At 64.5% G+C, this 24168-nt stretch carries 17 protein-coding genes and 1 tRNA gene; 5 read left to right on the top strand and 13 right to left on the bottom strand.

The annotated features are described in order from the left end of the window. Positions 1-136: 136 nt before the first annotated feature. A complete protein-coding gene (locus Y882_RS16150) occupies positions 137-583 on the top strand; it encodes a hypothetical protein (protein WP_046972972.1) in 447 nt (148 codons plus the stop codon). A gap of 83 nt (positions 584-666) precedes the next feature. On the opposite strand, the gene Y882_RS16145 is transcribed toward Y882_RS16150, so the two are convergent. After that, positions 667-1593: a M14 family metallopeptidase gene (locus Y882_RS16145; protein ID WP_046973028.1), complete on the bottom strand. Its 927-nt coding sequence runs from the start codon at positions 1591-1593 to the stop codon at positions 667-669. A gap of 37 nt (positions 1594-1630) precedes the next feature. Continuing rightward, positions 1631-2218, bottom strand: a complete 588-nt coding sequence (locus Y882_RS16140) for a hypothetical protein (RefSeq protein WP_211259203.1) — start codon at positions 2216-2218, stop codon at positions 1631-1633. Between the two features lie 430 nt (positions 2219-2648). On the opposite strand from Y882_RS16140, the gene Y882_RS16135 reads away from it, so the two are divergent. Beyond that, positions 2649-3098 (top strand): hypothetical protein, encoded by a 450-nt coding sequence (locus Y882_RS16135; protein WP_046972971.1) that lies wholly within the window; start codon positions 2649-2651, stop codon positions 3096-3098. A gap of 34 nt (positions 3099-3132) precedes the next feature. Here the strand turns inward: Y882_RS16135 and Y882_RS16130 are convergent, their stop codons facing one another. Continuing rightward, positions 3133-3855 (bottom strand): hypothetical protein, encoded by a 723-nt coding sequence (locus Y882_RS16130; protein WP_046972970.1) that lies wholly within the window; start codon positions 3853-3855, stop codon positions 3133-3135. A 502-nt stretch (positions 3856-4357) separates the two neighbouring features. Between Y882_RS16130 and recC the strand changes: the two genes are divergently transcribed. Genes recC through recD form a run of 3 tightly spaced genes read left to right on the top strand, consistent with a single transcriptional unit; the run spans position 4358 to position 13510 of the window. After that, positions 4358-7867 (top strand): exodeoxyribonuclease V subunit gamma, encoded by a 3510-nt coding sequence (gene recC, locus Y882_RS16125; protein WP_169748751.1) that lies wholly within the window; start codon positions 4358-4360, stop codon positions 7865-7867. Next, positions 7864-11529, top strand: coding sequence for an exodeoxyribonuclease V subunit beta (recB, locus tag Y882_RS16120; RefSeq protein ID WP_046972968.1), 3666 nt, complete (start codon positions 7864-7866; stop codon positions 11527-11529). The genes recC and recB overlap by 4 nt, the downstream gene beginning before the upstream one ends. After that, complete coding sequence (gene recD / locus Y882_RS16115; protein ID WP_046972967.1) at positions 11519-13510, top strand: exodeoxyribonuclease V subunit alpha; 1992 nt, start codon at positions 11519-11521, stop codon at positions 13508-13510. Before recB ends, recD begins: the two co-directional genes overlap by 11 nt. A gap of 42 nt (positions 13511-13552) precedes the next feature. On the opposite strand, the gene Y882_RS16110 is transcribed toward recD, so the two are convergent. From Y882_RS16110 to lspA, 10 genes are all read right to left on the bottom strand, one after another. Continuing rightward, positions 13553-14008 (bottom strand): type IV pilin protein, encoded by a 456-nt coding sequence (locus tag Y882_RS16110; protein WP_046972966.1) that lies wholly within the window; start codon positions 14006-14008, stop codon positions 13553-13555. A 34-nt stretch (positions 14009-14042) separates the two neighbouring features. Beyond that, positions 14043-17783, bottom strand: a complete 3741-nt coding sequence (locus Y882_RS16105; protein WP_046972965.1) for a pilus assembly protein — start codon at positions 17781-17783, stop codon at positions 14043-14045. A gap of 57 nt (positions 17784-17840) precedes the next feature. Further along, positions 17841-18404, bottom strand: coding sequence for a pilus assembly PilX family protein (locus Y882_RS16100; RefSeq protein WP_046973026.1), 564 nt, complete (start codon positions 18402-18404; stop codon positions 17841-17843). A 67-nt stretch (positions 18405-18471) separates the two neighbouring features. Beyond that, complete coding sequence (locus Y882_RS16095; protein ID WP_052950077.1) at positions 18472-19479, bottom strand: PilW family protein; 1008 nt, start codon at positions 19477-19479, stop codon at positions 18472-18474. After that, positions 19476-19985: a type IV pilus modification protein PilV gene (gene pilV / locus Y882_RS16090; RefSeq protein WP_082121153.1), complete on the bottom strand. Its 510-nt coding sequence runs from the start codon at positions 19983-19985 to the stop codon at positions 19476-19478. Before pilV ends, Y882_RS16095 begins: the two co-directional genes overlap by 4 nt. Then, a complete protein-coding gene (locus Y882_RS16085; RefSeq protein ID WP_052950075.1) occupies positions 19982-20557 on the bottom strand; it encodes a GspH/FimT family pseudopilin in 576 nt (191 codons plus the stop codon). Before Y882_RS16085 ends, pilV begins: the two co-directional genes overlap by 4 nt. 355 nt (positions 20558-20912) lie before the next feature. Beyond that, positions 20913-22070 (bottom strand): class I SAM-dependent methyltransferase, encoded by a 1158-nt coding sequence (locus Y882_RS16080; RefSeq protein WP_211259202.1) that lies wholly within the window; start codon positions 22068-22070, stop codon positions 20913-20915. A 404-nt stretch (positions 22071-22474) separates the two neighbouring features. Next, positions 22475-22550: transfer RNA gene (locus Y882_RS16075), tRNA-Thr, on the bottom strand. A gap of 52 nt (positions 22551-22602) precedes the next feature. Beyond that, complete coding sequence (gene ispH / locus Y882_RS16070) at positions 22603-23562, bottom strand: 4-hydroxy-3-methylbut-2-enyl diphosphate reductase (protein WP_046972963.1); 960 nt, start codon at positions 23560-23562, stop codon at positions 22603-22605. Between the two features lie 73 nt (positions 23563-23635). Next, the gene (lspA, locus tag Y882_RS16065) at positions 23636-24127 is read right to left on the bottom strand and encodes a signal peptidase II (RefSeq protein WP_046972962.1); all 492 of its coding nucleotides are present in this window, start codon (positions 24125-24127) and stop codon (positions 23636-23638) included. Positions 24128-24168 lie beyond the last annotated feature (41 nt).

Here is a 24168-nt window from a genome sequence, read left to right as displayed (position 1 = left end):
TTAGCCAAATATCTAAATATCGTGCAAGTGCCGATCATGCCGCTCGTTCTACCCGGGTACTATTGCTCAATAAATATACCCGGGTATATTCGATGGGCGACACCCATGGTCGCCTTTCCTATCAGGACGCAACGACATGACGTCGCCCGAACAGATCACCCGCTACCTGGAACCTACCCAAGACGCCGGCCGCGCCTTCGTCATGCGGCAGTTGGAAGGCCAGGTGGTGATGCTCAATCTGCTGCGCTTTCGCGAAGTCGCCGACTACACCGCAACGCCGGAGCTGGCGCCGCCGTCACCGATGTCGGGCGCGGCCGCGTTCCAGCGCTACATCGAGCACACCCTGCCCTACTTGCTCCAATCCGGAGGAAGCATCGAGTTCCTGGGCCAGGGTGGCGCCTTGCTGATCGGGCCACCCGACGAGCGCTGGGACATGGCCATGCTGATACGACAACGCAGCGTCGAATCCTTCCTGGCCTTTGCAACCCACGAGGCCTATTTGTCGGGCCTGGGACATCGCACGGCGGCCATTGAAGACTCGCGCCTGCTGCCACTGTCCGACATGACGCCTCGACCTTCGTAAGCCGAGCGACGAGCGGCACTTCGCGCGATCGCCACGATGGGATCGCGCAGGCATGGGCCACGCGCTGTTCGCGTGGCGGCGGGTCAGTCGACGCGGTGATCCAACGCGTACTCGATGGCTGCACGCACGGCGGCGACCTGCGCATCGTTGCATTGCTGCGGCGTGGCGCGCGGGCTGTCGGGATAGACCTCGGTGGTGGTCGCATAGCGCGCGTTGGTGATGCCAGCGCACAGGCTCCACTCCTTCACCGGAAACTTGATCACGCCCGGCATCAGCAACGGCGCCCCGATGATCTCGCCGCGCGCATCGGCGTCGGCGATATGCGTCACCTTGGCCACCGCTTCGATCACGAACTGCTGGAATTCGGGTTGCGGCTGGTCGGTGTCGTCGACCAGATAGAACCCGTCGGGCACTTCACCGGGCTCGAACGGTTTGCCGTCGCGCGACGCCAGCGCCGGCCGGAATTCCGACTCGTCCGAATCGGTGGTTTCGTGCAGGTCGATATGCATCAGCACGCGATCGCGCAGCGGCTCCAGCAGATCGACCAGCGCCGCCGATTCGCCGGCGGGACTGTGCTTGCGGAAATTGCGATTGGGATCGAGCGCCTCGGGATTCCAGCGATGGATGCGCTCGTACGCCCAGGGACTCACGCAAGGCACCACCAGCAGATTCGCGCGCCCCGCATAGTCCCCACCATGCTGCTGCAGGAACTGCAGCGCGCCGTGCACGCCGCTGGTCTCGTAGCCATGCACGCCACCGGTGACCAGCAACACGGGCAGATCCTCACGCCAGTCGCGACTGCGCACAGCCAGCAACGGATAGTGCTCGACACCGTAATCCAGCGCCCCGTACCCGGTCACGTCAAACGTCCCGCGCAGGCGCTCAAGTACGCTCACCACGTCATCTGCGTAGCTGCGCTGTTTGCGCTGCCGTGCCAGCCACGCCGCGCGTTCCGCTGCGCCCCAGGCCTGTCCGGGTGTACCGATGGGATAGAAATGCTGGCTGCTCATGCTGACGCCGTCGTGATGGATGCGTCGCACTTTAGCATCACGGCACGCGGGTGAAATCCATGATCCAGTTGACCTCCCAGGTCTTGCCGTCGTCGGCCGAATACGCCTGTTCCCAGTGCGCGGTGGTCGGTGTGATGCCGGACCACACGAAGCGCACGCGGATGGGCTTGCCGCGTAGCGTGTCGGTCGCATAGAACGTGCCGACGCCGTGTTCGAAATGACCCTTCACCGGCGGATCGAGTTGTCCGAACGGATCGCGTCCATCCAGCCACCAGATGGCCCACTGCGCGGTCTTGGGATCGTAGGAACGAAGGCCGACGCCGCGGTAGCTGCCCTTGGGCGTGTTGAACACGTTGTCGTCGACGTTGGCGTAGCCGTCCATCAGCGGCCGCATGCTGAGGGTGCCTTCGAACTCTTCCCAGTCGTGGCTGTCGGCAAGCTTCTCCTTGAGCTTGCGATGATGGCCCCGCCAGTTGCCTACGAGAAAATCGAAGTCGTGCAGGCCGGCAAGATTGGGTTTGGCCTGGTTGGCAGCGGGCGTGTCCTGCTTGGCCTGCACGGGCAAGGCCGCAGCAGCGATGCAGGTCGCAAGCGCAGCGATCAACACAACGCGGAAACCGTTCATGCGAGAGTCCCTCGGCGATGATGGCCCGGTGCCTCGTGCCAACTCCGCCTGGGCCGCATGCGGATGGCTGTCCACGACACGCGCGCCCTGCTCGGCGCAGGTCATCCCCACTGGGTGGATTGTCTGAGGATAGAACCCTTGCGCAGCCCGGCGACATAGCCAATGGGTTGGGACTATCGGCAAAACTGGCCATCGACCTGGACGAGACCGCTTACCCGAAGCCAGACCGTGTCGCGCCCTGGCGGTTGTCCCTCAGCCCAATACTTTCAGTGGCATAGCGTAAGGGAAGCGCTTGGCGCGTGACCGCCGAGTGGGCAAATCGCCGCGCCGACTGTGTCAAGCGTCACAAATTCCTACCTCGCTTATGTACACAAATGTCACGACACCGTGGACAATGCCCGGATCACCACTCCGGAGGGGAACCGGAACCATGACTCATAGCGATGCCGCGGGCCGTCCCGTGGCCCAACTGCTTGTTGTCACTCGCAGCCTCGTGGAGCTGACCGATCGCGCGGTTTCCGACAGCGAGTTGTCGCATGCAGCAGCCGACGTGCTGGTGTTTGCCGCACGCCAGGCCGCGCGACTGGTGGAAGACGTGGTGAGCCTGCGCTCGCGCGATCCCGACGGCGCGACGGCTTTCGTGCAGTGTTCCAGCAGCAGCGACCTGGATCGCGCCTATAGCGATCTGGAATGCCTGGCCGAAGCGGCCGGCATGATCCGCGCGCACGGCATCGGCTCGCAGTACCGCGCCCACCTCGCCTATCTGATGCGCTATGCCGCCGAGTCGGCCTGCAGCGCGCTGGAGCGCGCGGAGCACTCGATGAATCTGGCCGACATCACCAGCCTCGCCAACACCTGGGCGATGGACGCGCGCAACTGAGCCACGCGCCCTCGCCTTCCGCCGCAAGCTCGATCTAGTTCTTGCCGGCGGCTGCCGGCGGCGCGGCCTGCTCCAGCGGACCTACCGTGACATGGCCGGACCAGCCATCGAAGACATTGACGGCCGCCGTGTCCACCATCCTCATCACCATCTGCACCGGCGGGCAGGCGCTCGCATCGGCATTGGGCTTGGACGGATCGTTCATGCCCGCCATGCAGTACTTCGCCCCTTGATTGGTCAAGCGAGTAAGCCTGGCCATGCCGTCGGCATAGCGCTGCTCGGCGCGCGGTCCGGCGGTGGCGTCGCCATATACCGGTCGCAGCTTGGCGAGCTCCTGCTCGGCCTGCTTGCGCTCCGCTTCCGTCGCACTTTTCCAGGCCGTGTCATGCGCCTGCTGGAAGCTGGAATTGGGCCGTTCGGAGGCCAGCGCCAGCCAGGCCAGTCCCAGCGGTCGATTCACCGGCTGGTGATCGCCGTTGAGCGCCATGATGCCCAGCACGTATTGCGCCGGCTTGCTGGCCCAGCTGGCCGCCGTCGTGAAGAAACGCTGCGAGCTCTCGTAGTGGCCCAGGCCAAAGTTCTGCGAACCCAGGCAGTAGTAGTAATCGCCGGGCAGGAACTTCTCCTCGCCGGACACGCAGCGCGCGTTGGCCAGGTCGGCGTCGGTCGCCGGCTTGTCCGTATCGGCGGCGGTCGCAGCGCTGGTCTGCGCACCCGCCGGCGACGCCATGGATACCATCAGCGCGGCCAACGCCATCGCCCCTATCTTGTTTTGCCATCCCTGCATGATGCGGCCCTCGGTCGTGATGCGTGATTCGACTAGCGGCACATCGTAACGTTGCGGGGCGTCGACGGGATGACGAGAAAGCGAAGTATTTTCTTGCGCTTAGGAGTGTTGCGGCGCATGAAGACGCGAACGGCGGTGCCTCGTCGCGTGATGTCAGACACATGTTCCTAGGCACACATCCGCGCACCATCACGACGAGGCGCGCGCATTGTGGCGACCGCCGCCGTGCGCTTTCTTGCGTCCAATCGCATTTCAGCTGCCCTGACCTGCGGCGTCCGTATCGCGTGACGAAGCACGCATTGGAAGTGCCACCAGCAACACAGCAGTGACTGCGCCGATGCCTGGCCAAGGCGCAGCGATCGGGCGCGGGAGCGCCGATGCAAACCAGCCTCCGCGGGCCACGCCCTTCTCGCCATCTGCGACGGCCTGGCACGATCATGCGGGACATATCCCGCCGGCTCGGCGAGAATGCATGCATGAGCGAGTCGCCCCATTGCCTGATGTGAGCCACACCCTCGACCTCCCCTTGGAGAGCCCGATCCAGCCGGGCCTGATGGTCATCCATGGCAACCGCATGGAAGACCTGCGCGATCTGCTGACCGCCTGGCTGGCGCGCGCGCCGCTGCGCCCGCTGGAAGACGAGCTGATGCTGGTGCAAAGCAACGGCATCGCGCAGTGGCTGAAATGGGCACTGGCGCGGCCGGCCGACGCCGGCGGGCTGGGCATCAGCGCCGCCATCGACGTGCAGCTGCCCGGCCGCTTCCTGTGGGCCGCCTATCGCAGCGTGCTGGGCCGCGATGCGGTGGCCACCACGTCGCCGTTCGACAAATCGCGGCTGAGCTGGCGCCTGCTGCGCCTGTTGCCCGCGCACCTGCACGAAACCGACTTCGCGCCGCTGCGCGATTTTCTTCGCGACGACCCCGACGAACGCAAGCGCTACCAGCTGGCCGAGCGCGTGGCCGACCTGTTCGACCAGTACCAGGTCTATCGCGCGGACTGGCTGGCCGACTGGGAACACGGCCGCTACGAACTGCGCGACGAGCTGCGCGGCAAGCACACGCCGCTGCCCGCCGACCAGCGCTGGCAGGCGCGGCTGTGGCAGCTGCTGCTCGACGATGTGGGCGAGGAGCGCCACAACCATCGCGCCGCCGTGCACCAAGCCTTTATCGAACGCATCGCCGGCATGACCACACGCCCGGCCACGCTGCCGCGACGCATCGTGGTGTTCGGCATTTCCTCGCTGCCACAGCAGACGCTGGAAGCGCTTACCGCGCTGTCGCGCCATTGCCAGGTGATGCTGCTGGTGGCCAATCCGTGCCGACACTACTGGGCCGACATCATCGAGGATCGCGAGCTGCTCAAGGCCAGCCAGCGTCGCCACGGCCTCAAGCCCGGCCTGCCGGACGAACCGCGCTTCGAGGACCTGCACCTGCACGTCAATCCGCTGCTGGCGGCCTGGGGGCGGCAAGGACGCGACTACATCCGCCTGCTGGATGCGTTCGATCGCCCCGAGGGTTACCGCAACCAGTTCGCCGCGTGGAACCGCAGTATCGACCTGTTCTTCGATACCGACGGCAACACGCTGTTGCGCCAGATGCAGCAGGCCATCCTGGATCTCGAACCGCTGCCGGCCGATGCGGCGCAACGCAAGCCATGGCGGCATGAGGACATGTCGCTGCGCTTCCACATCGCACACAACCCGCAGCGCGAAGTGGAGATCCTGCACGACCAGTTGCTGGCGATGTTCGAAGACGCGGCCCGACGCGGCCAGCCGCTGTCGCCGCGCGACGTGATCGTGATGGTGCCGGATATCCAGACCTATGCGCCGCACGTGCAGGCCGTGTTCGGCCGCCTGCCGCCTGACGATGCTCGCTATCTGCCGTTTTCCGTGGCCGACCAGCCATCGCGTGGCGCGGTGCCTTTGATGGTGGCGTTGGAACACTTGTTGTCCCTGCCCGAATCGCGCTTTGCCGTCAGCGATCTGCTGGACCTGCTCGACGTGCCCGCACTGCGCGCACGCTTCGACATCGACGACAACGGCATCCCCACGCTGCGCCGCTGGATCGAAGGCGCCGGCATCCGCTGGGGCCTGGATCGCGAACAGAAGCAAAGTCTCGAACTCCCCGGCGTGGAGCAGAACACCTGGCGCTTCGGCCTGCGCCGCATGCTGCTCGGCTATGCCGTCGGTGAAGGTGATACATGGCACGGCATCGCCCCGTACGGCGAAGTGGGCGGCCTCGATGCCGCGCTGATCGGTCCGCTGACGCTACTGCTCGATCAGCTCGAACGCTGCTGGGCGCGCATGCGCGAACCGGCGACGCCGGACCAGTGGCACCAGCGCCTGCAGCAGTTGCTGATCGATTTCTTCGATGCGGACGATCCGTCCGACAGCGATCGGCTCACGCGTTTGAACGATGCGCTGGACGAATGGCGGCAGGCCTGCGAGGACGCCCACTTCAATCTCCCGCTGCCCTTGAACATCGTGCGCGAGCATTGGCTGGCCTCGATGGACGAAAGCCGCCTCTCGCAGCGTTTCATGGGCGGCGCGGTGAGCTTCTGCACGCTGATGCCGATGCGCGCGATTCCGTTCCGCGTGGTGTGCCTGCTGGGCATGAACGACGGCGACTATCCGCGACGCCAGGCGCCCGCCGATTTCGACCTGATGGCCCAGCCCGGCCATGCGCGCCCCGGCGACCGTTCGCGGCGCGAGGACGATCGCTACCTGTTCCTGGAAGCGCTGGCCTCGGCGCGCGACACGCTCTATGTGAGCTGGGTGGGACGCAATGTGCGCGACAACAGCGTGCTGCCGCCGTCCGTCCTGGTCGGCCAGTTGCGCGACTACGTGGCGGCGGGCTGGCATGGCGAAGGCGCTGATGCCAGCGATGTGCACGCCGGCGAGCATCTGCTCGATGCCATGACCACGGTCCATCCGCTGCAGCCCTTCAGCCGCCGCTATTTCAGCGCGGACGCGGATGCACGCCTGTTCACCTATGCAAGCGAATGGCGCCAGGCCCATCGCGGGCACGCTGAGGCGACCAACACGGCACTTGCGCCCTGGCAGCCGGACGCCGCCATCAGCATCGGCTTGTTGCAGGGCTTCGTGGCGCGACCGGTTCGCCACTTCTTCAATCATCGCCTGAAAGTGCATTTCGCCGTACGCGACGAAGAAGCGATGGACGATGAGCCGTTCGGCCTGGATGCGCTGGAGCGCCACGTCGCGATGACCAGCGTGCTGCGCACCGCCATGGCAGCCTCCGACGTGCGTGGCGCCGTCGATATCGCCACCAGGCAACTGGTGGATCAGGGCAGCCTGCCGCCCGGCGGCTTCGGCGAATTGGCGCGCGATGCGCTCACGCGCGACAGCGGCGATCTCGCGGCCCGCTGGCTGGCCGCCTGCACGCAGTGGCCGCTGGTCGACGAGAAGATCGAAGTACTGCACGAGGCGCATGGCGTGCGTCTCGAAGACTGGCTGTCGGACCTGCGGCAAGGCGAGCACGGCGGTTACACGCGACTGGAACTGGTGACTGGCAAGCTGCTGCAGAAAAGCGATATCCGTTACGACAAGGCCATCGCCGCCTGGGTGATCCATGTGGTGGCGCATGCGCTCGGCCTGCGAGTGCACACCCGCATCATCGGCGTGGACGCCACCCTGCTGATCCGTCCGCTCGATGCCGGCGATGCGGTGATGTGCCTCAACGCCCTGCTCTCCTGTCTGCGGGAAGGCATGCGCATGCCGTTGCCGGTGGCGCGCAAGACGGCGTTCGCCTGGCTGCAGAACAGCAGCGACCCTGAAAAGGCGCGCAAGCTCGCCCAGCTTGCCTACGAAGGCAGCGGATTTGGCGGCGTCGGCGAAGTGCAGGAAGACCCTTATCTCGCACGCGCCTGGCCACGCTACGACGCCCTTGAAGCGGGCGGCTTCCATCACTGGCTCGCGCTCTATCAGCCGATGATCGCGGCCATCACCAACGGAGCGGAAGCATGACTACGACCGCGCCGCTCCAGCCTTTGCAGCTGCCCCTGCATGGCATCCAGCTGATCGAGGCCAGCGCCGGCACCGGCAAGACCTGGACCATCGCCGCGCTGTATCTGCGACTGGTGCTCGGTCATGGCACACCCGAAGGCAAGCCCTTGCTGCCGGCGCAGATCCTCGTGCTGACCTTCACCAAGGCCGCCACGGCCGAGCTGCGCGAACGCATCCGCGAGCGCCTGGGCGAAGCGGCCGAAGCGTTTCGCGGACGCCGCGAACCCGACGACTTCCTGCGCGACCTGATGGCCGTCTATGCCGATGGCGATGAGCGCGCCCGTGCCGCGCGCCAGCTCGACCTGGCAGCGCAATGGATGGACGAATCGGCCATCCACACCATCCACGCATGGTGCCAGCGCATGCTGGGCCAGCACGCCTTCGACAGCGGCCATGCCTTCGAGCAGGACACGGACACCGACGAAAGCGCGCTGCTCGCCGACATCGTGCGCGACTATTGGCGTTGCCACTTCTTTCCACTGGATCGTGCCGGCGCCGCGCTGGTGTCGCGTTGGTGGAAAGCCCCGGCCGATCTGCAGGCCGATCTGCGTCCGCTGCTGCGCCAGCCGCCTGAGAGCCTGCGTCTGGATGGCAAACCTTTGCCTGATCCTGCGCATGTGCTCGACGACTTCCGCCAGCATGCAAGCACGGTGGTCGCCGCCGAGTCGCGTGCGCGCGAATTCTGGCTTGAATCCGTGGAGATGATCGAGGCCATGTTCGCACGCGCACTCGATGCCGGCGCATTGAATGGCAACAAGATGCGCCGCGAGAAAGTGCTCGACGAACTCGCCCTGTTGCGCTCCTGGGCGAGCGGCGGTGCCGATGCCTCGGCCACCCTGCCGCGCTACACGCAGTCCGCCCTGGTCGCGGCAAAGAACAAGAACGCCGAGGCGCTGCGCCACGCCGCCTTCGATGCCATCGAAGCCTGCGTGGAGCAGCTGGGCCTGGTGGCGCCATGGCGCGCCCCGGTGCTGGCCCACGCCACGCGCTGGGTCGCGGCCAAGCTGGAGGAAACCAAGCAGCGCCGCGCGCAGCTGGGCTTCGACGACATGCTCAAGCGCCTCGACGGCGCACTGCATGGCCATACCGGCAAGCGTCTGGCAGACACCATCGCCGCGCAGTATCCGATGGCGCTGATCGACGAGTTCCAGGATACCGACCCGCTGCAGTGGCGCATCTTCCATCGCGTGTACGCGCGCCGCGACACCACCGGGCTGCTGCTGATCGGCGATCCCAAGCAGGCCATCTACGGTTTCCGTGGTGCGGACATCCACACTTACTTGCGTGCGCGCAGCAGCGCCCAGCAACCGATGTGGACACTGGGCACCAATTACCGCTCGACCGAACCGCTGGTCCATGCGGTGAACCGCGTGTTCGAGTTCGCCGACGGTCACGAAGACGGCGCGTTCGCCTTCGGCCGTGGCCGCGATGCCTTGCCGTTTCTCCCGGTGGGTGCTCGCGGTCGCAGCGAGAGCCTGATGCTGGACGAGCGGCCGTTGCCGCCGATGCAACTGGCGGTGCAGCGAGGCGACGATGCCCTCAGCGGCTCGGCCTATACCGACCTGATGGCGCGTCACGCCGCGAGTTATCTGGTGGACTTGCTCGCCGCGGCGCAGGAAGGACGTTGCGGTTTTCGCCATGTCGATGGCCGCTTCCGGCCACTGCGGCCGGGCGATATCGCCATCCTTGTTCGCCGCGGCACTGAAGCAGCAAAGGTGCGCGAAGAAATGCAGCGGCGCGGACTCAAGAGCGTCTATCTATCCGACCGTGATTCCGTTTATGCGTCGCCTGAAGCAGCCGATCTGCTGCGCTGGCTGCGTGCCTGTGCGGAACCGGGCTTGGATCGCGCCATGCGTGCCGCACTCGCGACACCCACGCTAGGCCAAAGCGACGAGGAACTCGATCGCCTCAATCTGGACGAGCAGCACTGGGAAGCCTGTGGCGATCGCTTCCGTCGGTTGCACGCAACCTGGCAACGTCACGGCGTATTGGCCATGCTGCACGGCCTGCTGCATGCCTTCGACCTGCCCTCGCGCCTGCTCGCGCTTGCCGATGGCGAACGCGCGCTGACCAATCTGCTGCATCTGGCGGAACTGCTGCAGCATGCCGCGGCGACGTTGGATGGCGAACATGCCTTGATTCGTTTTCTCGCGGCACAGATGGCCAGCGCGAGCGACCCGCAGTCGGAGACCGCCGACGAACAGATCGTGCGCCTCGAAAGCGAGGCCGCACTGATCAAGGTGGTGACCATCCACAAATCCAAGGGCCTGGAATATCCCCTGGTCTTGCTGCCTTTCGTTTGCTCCGCGCGCGAGCTGAAGGCCGACGACAGCTTCACCTGGCACGACGACGCCGGCGAACGGCGCATGGACCTGCGCGCCAGCGACGATGCACTGAAGCTGGCCGATCGCGAGCGCCTGCAGGAAGACCTGCGCCTGCTCTACGTCGCCCTCACCCGCGCACAGTACGCCTGCTGGATTGGCGTGGCGTGTACCCGGTCGGGCAACAGCAAGGCGTCGACGCTGCATCAGGCCGCGTTCGGTTATGTGCTCGCTGGTGGCGAGAAGATCGAGCCTGCCGACCTCATACCGCGTCTGCAGGCGCTACAAGGTGCTGATGGCGGCATGGATATCCGCATGCTCGACACCGCCAGTACGCACCCGCTGCCTGCCATGCAGGAAGACGTGCTGCCGCTATGGGAGGCCCGTATCTACCAGGGTCGCCCGGCAGAGCGCTGGCGCGTGGCGAGCTATAGCGGCTTGAAATACGCCGAGTCCGAAGAAGCGCGCGCGCCGGTACCCGAGACCGCATCGCAGGACATCCTGATCGAAGCCAGCGCCGAACAGCTCACCCTGCCAACGACGCCGGCCGCCGCAGCACAAGGCATTCATGCCTTCCATGCCGGCGCGGAAGCCGGCACGTTCCTGCACGACCTGCTGGAATGGGCGGCCGAAGAGGGCTTTGCCGAAGCCGCCGACCATCTTCCGGCGCTGGAAAAGGAAATCGCACGGCGCTGCCAGCGTCGCGGCTGGCAGGCGCATATCCCCATGCTCACGGCATGGATGGCTCAGCTGTTGCGCACACCTTTGGCTTTGCCCGATGGCGCCGAAGCTTCGCTTGCGCAGATGACCAGCCATTACGCCGAACTGGAATTCTGGTTCGAAGCGACCCACGTCGACACGCTCGCGCTCGATCGCCTGGTCACGGCACACACACTGGATGGCCGACCTCGCCTGGCCCTGCTGGCCGACCGCATCAACGGCCTGCTCAAGGGTTTCATCGACCTGGTGGTGGAGCAGCAGGGTCGTTACTACGTGATCGACTACAAATCCAACAAGCTCGGCAGCGATGCCAGCGCGTACACCGCCGAAGCCATGCGCGACTCGATCCTGCGCGAGCGCTACGACCTGCAGTACGCCTTGTATACGCTGGCCCTGCATCGACAGCTGCGCGCGCGGCTGCCCGATTACGACTACGAGCGCCATATGGGCGGCGTGGCTTATCTGTATTTGCGCGGCGTGGATGGCGCCGGGCACGGTGTGCATGTGGAACGCCTGCCCAAGGCCTTGATCGATGACCTGGATCGCCTGTTCGCCAGCGGGGAGCATGCCCATGCCGCATGACGCGACCCTCCCCGCGATGGAGCTGGCCATCGAGCGTGGCTGGTTGCGCCCGCTGGACGTGGCCTTTGCGCGCTTTCTCGCTGCGCAGGACCCGCAGGCGCCCGCGGCTCTGCCGCTGCTCGGCGCGCTGGTCAGCCGACAACAGGCCGATGGTCATCTGTGCCTGGATCTGTCGGCCTGGGCGTCGCTCGCCGATGACGCCGGCTGGCCGGAGGCGTGGCGCACGGTACTGGCCGAACTGGCTTCGGCAGCGTCCGCGCCAGCCCATTCCGCCTTGATCGCATCATCGGATGATGCCTCGCCATCGGCGTCGCCACTGGTGCTCGACGGCACCCGCGTCTACCTGCGTCGCTATTGGAATCACGAACAACGCGTCGCCGAGGCGATCGGGCAACGGCTCGCCCGCGTGCATGACACACCGCCGCTGCTCGCCAGCCAGTTGGCTCGCCTGTTCCCTGCCGCGGCGACCGACGTGCCGGACTGGCAACGTGTCGCCTGCGCACTCGCGGCGCGTGGCGCTTTTACAGTGATCACCGGTGGCCCCGGCACGGGCAAGACCACCACGGTGGTGCGCCTGCTGGGCCTGTTGCAGACGCTGCATCGCAAGGACACCGGCCGCTCGCTGCGCATTCGTCTGGCCGCGCCCACCGGCAAGGCCGCCGCGCGACTGCAGTCATCCATCAGCACGCAGATCGCGCAGCTGGACGTCGACAGTGACGTGCGCGCCAGCATTCCCAGCCAGGTGGACACGCTGCATAGGCTGCTGGGGGCACGCCCGGATACGCGGCGCTTCCGTCACGACCGCAGCCATCCGCTTCATCTGGACGTGCTGGTGATCGACGAGGCGTCGATGATCGACCTGGAGATGATGTCCGCGGTACTCGCCGCTTTGCCCGACGAGGCACGCCTCGTCCTGCTTGGCGACAAGGACCAACTTTCCTCGGTGGAAGCCGGTGCAGTCCTCGGCGATCTGTGCCGACGCGCGGACCTTGGCCACTACAGCACCGCCACCGCGCACTGGTTGCGCGAGACCACCGGCGACCGCATCGATGACTGGGTGCGCGATGATGCTCGTGCGCTCGACCAGCATGTCGCCATGCTGCGTCACAGCCATCGTTTCGGCGCGGACAGCGGCATCGGCAGCCTCGCCCAGCTCGTCAACGAAGGCCATGCCGCGCGCGTGCATACGCTGCTTGCCGCACGACACGCGGATATCGCATGGATCGACGCGGCGGCCGATGCCCGCTCACTCGCCGAGCTGGTGCTGAACGGCGGCGAGGCGCAGTTCCAGCCACAGCATGGCGAGCTGCAACCGCAAGGCTATCGTCATTACATCCAGTGGATGCATCGCGAACGGCCATCGGCCGTTGCCGACGCCGCCGCTTATGAAACCTGGGCGCGTGGCGTGCTGCGTGCGTTCGGCAGCTTCCAGCTGTTGTGCGCGCTGCGGCATGGTCCCTTCGGCACCGAAGGACTCAATCGCCAGATTGCCCAGCTGCTGCACCAGCATCAGCTGATCGACAGCAGCCACGAGTGGTACGAAGGCCGGCCCGTGCTGGTAACGCGCAACGATTACAGCCTCGGCCTGATGAATGGCGACGTGGGCATTGCGCTGCGCGTTCCCGACGAACACGGCGTCCTGCACCTGCGCGTCGCCTTCGAAGTGGCCGGTGCAACGGATGACGGCAGCACCCGCCTGCGCTTCGTGCTGCCTTCGCGCCTGGGCGAACGCGAAACCGTCTATGCCATGACGGTGCACAAGTCGCAGGGCTCGGAGTTCGAGCATGCGGCACTGGTGCTTCCGGCCGAAGCGAGTGCCGTGCTGACGCGCGAGCTGCTCTATACCGGCATCACGCGCGCACGCCGCTGGTTCAGCCTGCTGGCGCCCGCCGCCATCGTTCGCCAGGCGGTGGAGCAGCCGGTGCATCGACACTCCGGTTTGCACCTGCGCTGGTCGAGCACGGACACGTCGGCCACATAAAGCAAGGCCGCCTTGCGGCGGCCTTGTTCCATCCAGACCCGCTTACCAGCAGCCGGCCACGCCACCGCTGCCGCTGGCCGTGCGCGCACCGCGATGGTTGAGTGTCAGTGTGCCGCACATCCCATCGCGATTGAGCTGCACCGTGGTGGGTGTCGCCGTGACGGTGAACGATGTCGATCCGCTGGCCGGTGCGAGGGTGTAATTGCGGGCGATTTGCGCTTGGCAGTCCAGATGCGGATCGGCATTGGCCACACCGGCGGGCGTCTGGTCGTAACGCAGATTGCTGGTGTAGTAGCGCTCCATGTAATTGGCGTACTCGGACAGGCAGCCCTGCGCGGCGATGCGGTTGGTCTTCGCCACATGCTTGAAATACGAGGGCATGGCGATAGCCGCGAGTATGGCGATGATCGCCACCACCACGATCATCTCGACCAGGGTGAAGCCCCGTTCAAAGTGATGGTGTGCGAGCCTGCCACGGGCATGGCGTTGCTGGGACATGGGATGGGTTTTCCTCATTCGCATGGAAGGTCGCTCAGGGGTTGACCAGTTCGCGCCAGGACACGCGGGTGAACGCTCCCGCCGAACCAGCGGTATAGACGCTCCCGTTCGAGCCGTTGTCGAAGCTGACCAGCATCACGCCACCGACGAAGATCGGGTTGTTCGGCAACGAGTTGAAACCGATGCCGCTATTGGTGAGCGTGTTGTTGCCCGACTTCACCCCGTCGGCGTCGTTGATCGCACCGTTGCCGTTGAGATCGAAGAAGCTGGTGCTGGCGGCCGTCCCGCTGAACGGGTCGAGCGCCATGATCCAGCCGCGACCCGAGGGATTGCATGCGTCGGTGGCCTGCGGGATGCGCGTCGTACCAAGCAGCATGCTGCCCTGGAACTGGTTGGGCGTGACGATGCGCTCGCCCTCGGCGCCCTTGCTCGGCGAGGTCAGGTCCATGTACCAGCCGGACTTGTCGCCCAGGTCACTGGTACTCGGCTTGGCCGTGATCGCACGGCCTGGCGACACCGGCGGAGTCGCGGCAGCATCACCTGCCGATTCAAGCAGGATCTGTCGCTGCACGAGCGCCGCTCGACCACTCGACACCAGGTTGCTCACCACCGTGTCGTTGCTCGACTGCACGATCAGGCCGTACCAGGTCTGCGTGGCCTTGTTCTTGAGATCGGCCGAAGCGAGATATTTACCCGTGCCGAAGAACAGCCACAGATTGCTGGTGGCCGGATCGCGCCCCATCAACATGCCCGCGGTGATGGGCTGGCCGGTACCACCTGCATCGGTTGCCGTGAACACCAGCGATCCGATGCTGTCGGGCGTGGCCGCCGTGCCGTCGTTGAGACCGAATTTCCACACCTGCCCCTTGGCATCGCCCGCATAGGCCACCGTGCTGATGCCGTTGGAGCTATTGCCGATCCACACCGCGGGAGCCGCCAGACCGTTGCCGGTCGCGGTATCGGTGGTGGTGTGCACCGTCAGCGCGCCATCGGTGATGCCGAACTGCAGCAGCGCCGCCGTGTCATTGCTGCTGTTGTAGCCATTGCCGATCAGCACCGACCACGAACCGTTCGCCGTTTGCGCGACCACCGGCTTGCCGTTCATCTGACCGATATAGCCGCTGTTGCTCAGACCATCGGCTGCCGAACGTTCCCACAGCAACTTGAAGACAGCCGGATCGGTGACATCGAGTGCGTAGACCGCCTTGGCCAGACCGCGACCGGTGGTGCCCACCGCCACGGTATGCCACGCGCCAGGGCTGCCGTAGTACACGTCGGCTACCGTCAATTCGCCATCGTTGAAGTACTGATGCGCGACGTCGGTGCCGCCGTAGGCGGGATTCGCAATCTGCTTGAGGTTGCTGGTGATCACCGCCGAGGGCAGATACGCGTACACCTCGGCGCCCGTCGCGCCATTGAAGGCATGCAGCATGCCGTCGTTGGCTGCAACCAGGATGCGACCGGCCCGGCCGGCCTTGCCCGCGGCGTAATCAGCGAAGGTGCTGGAACCGGTGAAGCTCTTGCCCACGAATTGGTTCGCATTCGGTGCGCCGACGTACACCGGCTGCGAGTTGACGATGTCACCCAGGGGCGTGTCGCGGTTGCGCAAGCTGCCGCCATTGCGCTGCTCCTGCGAGGTATCGCCCAGCAGGTAGCTGATCATGGTTTGCTGCTCGGCGCTGGTCGCGCCGAGCGCGAGCTGCTGCGTGCCAGAGAGCATGCCGACGTTGGCGGCATTGAACTGGAACACCGGCGTATTGGGCGACGCCGCAGAGGCGTTGTAGCTGTAGACCTTGCGATCGGCATAGGCCGGCAGCGCCGACGTCGCCGTCCAATCGGGATTGGTGGCAATCGCACCGGAGTTGGCATTGATCGACAGCGCCTTGAGGTCGCCTTTCCACTTGGCCGTGTAGTAGTTGGCCTGATAGGCGACCGTACCGGTCTTCAGCTGCGTGGAGTTCGCGGCCAGGCTCGCGCCCGTACCGACGCGCTCCGTGGCGCGCTTGAGCGCATCTTTCAGGCCGCTGGTGAATGCTTCCGGACTGGTGGCGGAGTAAAAGCCGCCATGACCATTCACCGCCGCATGGGCCAGGTCGGCAATGTTGTTGATGCTGTCGGAGCTGGTCGCCGGCCACGCGAAACCATTGATGGCTGTGCCGCCACGCGCCCAGTTGAAGACCTGGTCGACGGTGGTCCCCGCCGGCGTGATGCCGGTCGGCGTAAAGCCCAGGCCCAGGGTGAACGTGGTCATGTGCTGCCAGAAGGCCGGATCCTCGTTGTTCACCGGCACTTCGTTGGACGTATTCGTGCGCAGGTCGTTGACCCAGTAATACATCGCCACGTCGGCCAGCGTGTTGGACACGCCATCCTTGTAGGGCTTGGCGGCGCTGAACGTGTACGACTGATTGTTGGCGCCAGTGTTGGTCTTGGCGGTGCTGTCAGCGTCGCCGATGGTGGTGGGAGCCGCGGCACCGTTCCAGAAACCATCGGTGGTGAGGATGGTGTAGGACTGGCGGCAGGCCAGCTCGGTGTTGCCGCTGGCGGTGTCAAAGTCCGGATCGCTGTTCATCGCGCCCCAGGGCTGATCGGTCTTGTAGTACTGACCGACCGCATCCAGGGCCGTACGCAATGGCGTGCCGTTGTTTGCCGTCTCACCCTCAAGCCACGTCCAGAAGGCACTCTTCTGATCGACGAAGGGTTTGACGTTGGCGATATTGAAGTTGTTCTTGGTGGTCTGATCGGTGGGCAGCTTGGAGTCGTTGTTGCCGTCGATCGAACCGAAGCCCACGCGGAAGGTGGTATCGAGCGTCGAGAACGAGTTCATCAGGCCGCTCTTGGCCATCAGGATGCGCGTGCGGAAATACGAGAACCAGTTGGCCACGTTCTGCTGCGCCGTCGGGCTGTCGTCACAGCTGGCCGAGGTCAGGTTCGCGGCCGTGCAGGCGCCAGTCTTGCCGATGTATTTACGCGTATAGGTTCCGTTGGTTCCCGGCACCGTATAGGTGAACAGATTGGTCGTGGTCGTAACCGTGGTGACCTTCTGGCACATCATGCTGGCCGGCAGATACGTGTCCGCACTGTCGCAGCTGGTGCTCGGATTTACGTAGCTGACAACGCCCTTGCTGTTGGTGTGCTTGCACATGCCATTGTTGGCGCCGCCATCCTTGACCAGCGTATCGGAGCCGCTGGTGCATCTGGGATTGGCCGCATACGTGCTTGTATTGGTCGACGAGGTCGTGATCGCCGAGTAGTACTTGAAGTAGTGGTAAGACGTACTGTTTCCGCTCGTACAGTTGCGCGAACTGACGTTGTTGTAATCGCAGAAGCTATCGGACGCGTACTGCGTCACATCCGTGGTGGTGGGACTGCGAAAACCATCGACAAAGGCGCTGTCGATGCCGGTGGGCGCGGTGTACTTCGTGCCATCGGCCTTGACCGGCGGCGCATAGGTCACGCTGGGGTTGTAGTAGGTGCCGTTATTGCCCGAATAGCGCAGCGCATCGAGATCCACCAGCGTGACGTTGTTGTTGGTCGTCGCACCGGGCAGGAATTTCGCATCGGGCATGAAGTCCCAGGCCATGGAGCCTGAGTCGTCGAACATCAGCACGATGTTGGGCGGCAGCGATTTCTGGATGATCAGCGGCTGCTGGTCCACCGTCACCGCCGCCATGCTCGGCGTGGAAAGCACACCGAGCGCCAGCACCGTGAGGCCGACCGACAGCAGCCTGCCCGTAAAGCGGCCTGCGCGGGCGCGCAAGCTGGAATGATTGTTCATATCGATCCGCCCTGAAGGTGAACGACGCACGATCCACCGGCGCCGCGTCGATGAAACTCAGCGTTGCTTGACGATGGCCTGCAAAACCACGACGGCGCGGTCGCCCACCGCTGCCGGATCGCCGCTGCGTGCCGTGATGCGGTAGTAGACGGCTGTGGTTGAACCGCCCGAGTTGCCGTAGTTGTAGGAATTGGCGCTTTGATCGAAACCGGTATCGGAAGTCGGATCAGCCCAGTTGCCCATGTTTTCGATCACGTACTGCGGCTGGCTGGCTGCCACGGATGCCTTGGTGAACTGGCCGTCCGCCGTCCCCTGGCCAACATCTTTGATGCTGCCCGAAGGCAGATTCGGATCGTTGAACGGATTGGATAGGCATACGCTTGTGCCGGTGCGGCAGTTGCGCGCAATGTCGCCCGGATTGGCCACAATCCGCAGCTTGGCGGCACGCAGCGCGGCCTCCGCGCTCTGGAACGCGATCTGCCGGTCGTAATGATTGGCGGCCATCTTCTGCTGCATGATGGTGCCGCGCACGGCGGCAAAGCCGACCAGGGTCACCACCACCAGCAGCAGCAAGGCCACGACCAGCACGACACCGCGCTGGCGCGAGGGCGATGGCCGCATGACACGCATGCGCGGGTTCGAATGGATGTCCCGGGAAAATACGGCTTGAGGAATCATGGCATTCATCTCACAGCACCCGATTGCGCACAGTGGTGGTCACGGTGAAGCTGCGTACCAGCGAGGTATTGCTCGTACTCGCGCGGCTGTCCTCGCTCTGCATGGTCAGCGTGGCTCGAACGGCGTTCACGTTGCTCCAGTTGGTGACGTCGGTGGCCTTGACGAACGGCTTGCCCGCCAGGTCGCTCTGGTGATAGCTCAGCTGCATGTCGGAGACGCCACGCACCATTTCCTGGCGCGTCGGCGTGCCGCCGGCACGACCCAGTCGATACAGCGAGCGGGTGCCCGCCGGATTCTTGCCGACGTACCAGTCCGACACATTCAGGCGCGTGACATAGGCGTTGGCGCCAAACGTGTAGAAGTTGGCCGAACCGCACGAGGTAGGAAAGCCCAGGCCCGTCGAGCAGTTCCCGCCCGTGGTGGCGTGGCCGATAGTCTTGGAGGTGGCGCTGTAGCTGTTGGACTTGAAGATCGCTGCGTGGTCGTAGTCGCATACGATGAAGACATCGCCTGCCGCCAGATCCGTGCTGGCTTCGTTCAAGGTGAACTGCGCCGTGCCGGTATCGTGCGACGCCACGCTGTAGCTCGTATCGTCGCCACCGAGCAATTGCAGCGAAGGCTGTCCTGCGATGCGATCGGCATCGCCGGTACCGGCCGCCACATCGGTGTCGTTGCCTTCAAAGCCGCGGACAGCATTGTTCCAGTTGCCCCACCAGGTCGTGCCACCGTTGACCGGGCCGATATTGAGCACGTTGGCCACGCGGCCACTGTTGCTGCACGCGGTCAGGCCGGCATTGCGGATGTCGCGCGCCAGCAACTCGAACGCCGCGCGCGAGTTGTCCTGCACATCGCTGAGCGCACGGTTGGTGCGATAGACACGCTGGTTGGAAAGAAACACGCTGCCCACGCCGGCCATCACGACCAGGCCCAGCAACATGGCCACCATCAGCTCGATAAGGGTGAAGCCGCGCACGGCGCCACGACGATGCAGCGCGGAACGGATCAATCGCGACGTCATAGCATGCCCCTGGTCACGACGGTCTGGTTGCTCGCCCCACCCTTCCCGGCACGGCTGTCGTCGAAGGTGATGGTGATCGTGCAGTCGCCCCGTGTACCGGTGCAGGCGATGCTGCCCGTCGTCGAGTCACTCGCGCCCAGCGACTTGCCCAGCTGCACGCACCAGTCGTTCAACTGGGCGTTCTTGACCGTCGTATCGGCTGCGGGGCAAGCGCTGGCCTTGATCGGCGACGAGGTGTTGTAACCGCCCGAAGCGGCCAGGTCGTAATCCGCCCGCATCGCATCGAGGATGGAATAGCTGGCCATCGTCGCCATGCTGCGTGCCATCGCGCTGTTGTTGGTGGACAGCGACTTGGCCTGCAACGCCGCGACGCCGAGGAACGCGATGGACAGCAACAACACCGCCACCAGGACCTCGATGAGTCCCACGCCGCGTTGTGCGCGGGCGATGCCAAAGCCATGGGTGCGGCGGCGGGAACGGCCGGTATGAAAGCGATGCGTCGTCATGTGGAGCACTCTGTCGAAGTCGTCGTGACGGCCTGCACGACTGAACCGGCCACCATTTGAATCACGCGATGATTCTCGGCACGGAGCGACGGCGTACAGATATCGATGACCTGGCCTTCATAAGGCGCGGAACTGCTGGTGGCGTGCGCGATGCCCTGTGAGTTGAAGCGCAGCGCCGTCATGCTTCCGGCCACAATCACTGAGCCGGTCAGATCGAGCTGACTCTCGCGCACCACCACGGGACCCGCCGCCGTCGTGGCCACCACGGCGCCCAAGGACGTCCCGCAGGCCTGGCCCAGCGCGTCGGCGGCATTGCTGGTGGCGGAGTTGCTGCACAGCTGGGTGCGCGCGTTGCGCTTGATCGCTTCCATGCGCGCGACCTGGATGGTGCCCACGATCTCGTTGGCCGAAGCGGTCAGGCGATTGGAAAGCGTGAGGCTGCGAAAACTCGGCACGGCGACCGCGGTCAACACCACGAGTACCACCAGCGTCACCATCAACTCGACCAGCGTGAAGCCGGCCTGGATACGCCCGCTACCGCTATCGACGCCCCTTGGCGCTCTTATGCACATGGCCAGCCCCCCTTCTGACTACTTAAGGGTCAGCCTAGGGCCTACAAAACAAATCGTAAATTCTTTCGGGATGAACGGTAAGAACTTGCCGACAAGCGGTCATTCGCCTTCCGGGATCCGTGAACAGGGTCCGCAATATTGCAGATAACCCCATAAAATCATCAAGATATTAGCGCTTAGACAGCAATGGTCATGTAAGGGCTTTTTCGGGACAGGCGTAACTTGTTGCGATAAGGAGTCCCTGCCCAAACGAGGGCGGCCTGCATTGCGGGGGGACAGGGAAGCGCCCCCCCCCTCATGATGCGGTTGCCGGATGGCGGCAGCATGAGCGGGAGGGCTCAGCTTTTGCGCAACCTCATCGCTTCCGGAGCCAGATGCTGCCGCCAGGGTTCTTGAGGCATAGCGGCATCTCTCTTTCGAAGTACTGCGGAAATTTATGCTCGAGCAAGGTGTTGAACAGCACCAGGTCAAACCACGCGTTGAACTGGAGAAATGCTCGCAGCAGGTAAATCTCGTTCCACGCTCGCCCTTCGAGAATCCAGCTCTTCGGATACTCGAAGGGAAAGAATATGTCGTGGAAATGAATGAAAACCCCGGACTTCAGCCGGGGCAGAATCTCAAAAAAAATGTAGTTGACGTCGCTACCCACACGACTGACGTGGGTCGAGTCCACAAACAGAATGTCGCCTGCCGCCAGCGCGTCAAATACGCTCAGCTCGACATCCTGCAGTCTGCTCGCGTAAACGGTGACACCATCCCGGTCACCCTCCCTCAAGAGCGAATAGAGCAGCTCCGGGTACGGCTCAATGAACGTCAATTGGAGCCCGTTGCCCAGCCACCGTTCGTTCGTATCCAGGAACATGGCCGAGGTGTAGCCCGACCCAATCTCAATCACCCTGTCCGGTCGCAGGTGTCGCAGCATCGCATTCAGGAAGATGCCGTCCGAGTAGCTGTAGGACGGATTGACGTAGTGGTAGCGCAGACCTTCCTGCTTGTGGTCGCTGAAAGGCAGATCGTCATAGTACTGGCGCAACTCCTTTAGTAGCGTCAGTTGCTGCTCCAGTCGAAGGTCAACCCCGGGGATCGCATCCGGCACGCCGCGAAAAATCCTGGCGTCATCTCGGGTGATCTCGCTCTTTGGGGCGATGGGGGAGTAATAGTGGCCATTGGGCACATAAGGCGGCCCTTCGCCAAACATCGCAAGCTGGTCGCGCATGGACAGGATCAGCGCTTCTCGCTCCGCGGCGACCGCGTGCAGGCGGTTGACTTCTCCAATCGCTTGCGAGACTTCAAATTCGGCAGCCTCGGCACGGGCAGTTGCCGCTGCGATCTCGGCCGCACCTGCCGTGCTGCATTGCGCCTGGGCCTGCCATCGAGCACGATCGGCGTGCAGTTGATCGCGCTCGAACGCGAGGTCGTCCCGCTCCGCCAGCAGGCGGTCACGATGCGAGACCAGTCTCCCGATGGGTGGAACTGCCTTGGCGAGGCCCTTCAACGAAGTCCGCAAGCTCATGGCGCGAGCATCCCGTGCGTTGACGATCGGGCTCGGAACCTAGCACAAGGTCAGGCCGCCCGAAGTCAACGTGGCCTCCCACCCGCCAAAAGGCGGAACCGATTCACGCCGGTCTGGCTCGTGAAACCTGCAGAGCCGGCGCCCCTAGGCCGGATTTCGATCCTGCGGCTGGAGGCATCCGCGACCCGATGGGCCCCGTAATGCGGCATCAGCGGGGGCCAGCCAGCACAGCAGGAACGCTGCCGCATGCCGCCTGCGCGCCAACCGGAACTCTCCGTCATCGCTCCCACCGGCCGAAACGACTGCCGAAGCACTCCAACGCCTGCCCAATACGCAAAAAACCCCGCAGTTACGCGGGGTTTAAGGCCACTACAGACTCCGGGAGACGCCTGCGTATGAGTATATGGTGCCGGAAATAGGAATCGAACCTACGACCTACGCATTACGAATGCGCCGCTCTACCAACTGAGCTATTCCGGCGAGGAACCGTGAATTCTACGGAGCGGAGCAGAACCGCGCAAGATGTCGGGGCTCAGAGACTCGCGGAAACACCGCCGACCAGGCGCAGTTCCTTGGGCAGGGCGAAGGTGATCGTCTCCGGCTCGCCATCGAGTTCGCGCACGTTGCCGGCGCCCCACGACTGCAGGCGCGCGATCACGTCGCGCACGAGCTTGTCCGGTGCCGATGCGCCGGCGGTGAGGCCGATGTGGGTGACGCCGTCGAGCCAGCTGCGCTCGATATGCTCCGCGCCATCGATGAGATAGGAACGAACACCCTCTTTCTCCGCCAGCTCGCGCAGGCGGTTGGAATTGGAGCTGTTGACCGAGCCGACCACCAGCATCAGATCCACCGAGGCGGCGAGACGGCGCACGGCGTCCTGGCGATTTTGCGTGGCGTAGCAGATGTCGTCCTTGCGCGGACCTTCGATGTCGCTGAATTTCGCGCGCAGCGCTTCGATGATCGCCTTGGTGTCGTCGACTGACAGCGTGGTCTGCGTGACGTACGAAAGCTCGTGCGGGAACTTCGGCTCCAACGTGGCCACGCATTCCACCGATTCCACCAGCAGGATCTCGCCCGTGTTGGCCGGATTCCACTGGCCCATGGTGCCTTCGACTTCCGGGTGGCCGCCATGACCGATCAGCACGACGCTGCGGCCGATGCGGCCCAGGCGCGCCACTTCCATATGCACCTTGGTGACCAGCGGACAAGTGGCGTCGAACACCTTCAGGCCACGCTGGTCGGCTTCTTCGCGCACCGCCTTGGACACGCCATGCGCGCTGAAGATGACCGTCGCGCCATCAGGCACTTCGTGCAGTTCTTCGACGAACACGGCGCCATCGGCACGCAGCTTGTCCACCACGTAGCGGTTGTGCACCACTTCGTGGCGCACGTAGATGGGGGCGCCATAGGATTCGAGCGCGCGTTCGACAATGGCAATGGCGCGATCCACACCGGCGCAAAAACCACGGGGATTGGCGAGCAGGATGTCCACGGAAGCTCCGGACTTATCAGACTGACTGATCGGCATTATCGCACGGCCGGTATGACCGTACGTGAGGGTGGGTTCAGGCCTTGGTCTTGCCCTGGAACAAGCCAAAAACCACCAGCATCACCGCACCCACGGTGATCCCACAGTCGGCGAGATTGAATACCGGATAGTTCCACTCGCGGAAATACACGTGGATAAAGTCCGTCACCTGCGAGGCATGCAGGCGGTCGATGAGATTGCCCAACGCGCCGCCCACGATCAGTCCCAGCGGCATTGCCGTCTTCCAGTCGCCACGCGGCGTGCGCGACAGCCACACCACCAGCACGCCGCTGATCACCACCGCGAGCAGCACGAAGAACCAGCGCTGCCAGCCGTCGTTATTGGCGAGGAAGCTGAAAGCCGCGCCCCTGTTGAAGGCCAGCGTCCAGTTGAGGAAACCGGGAATCACCGGATGCGGCGTGCCCGCCGGCTGCAGGGCCGCAAGCGCCCACCACTTGCTCAGCTGATCGAGCACGATGACGACGGCGGAGAGCAGAAGCCAGATAAGGGCGTTGGGTTTGGGTTTCATGAGTCCGATCTAGCGAGCGTCTACTCCCTCTCCCCTCCGGG

The organism is Dyella japonica DSM 16301, from assembly GCF_001010355.1.
GTDB classification, from domain to species: domain Bacteria; phylum Pseudomonadota; class Gammaproteobacteria; order Xanthomonadales; family Rhodanobacteraceae; genus Dyella; species Dyella japonica.
This window is presented reverse-complemented; position numbering and strand designations above follow the sequence as displayed.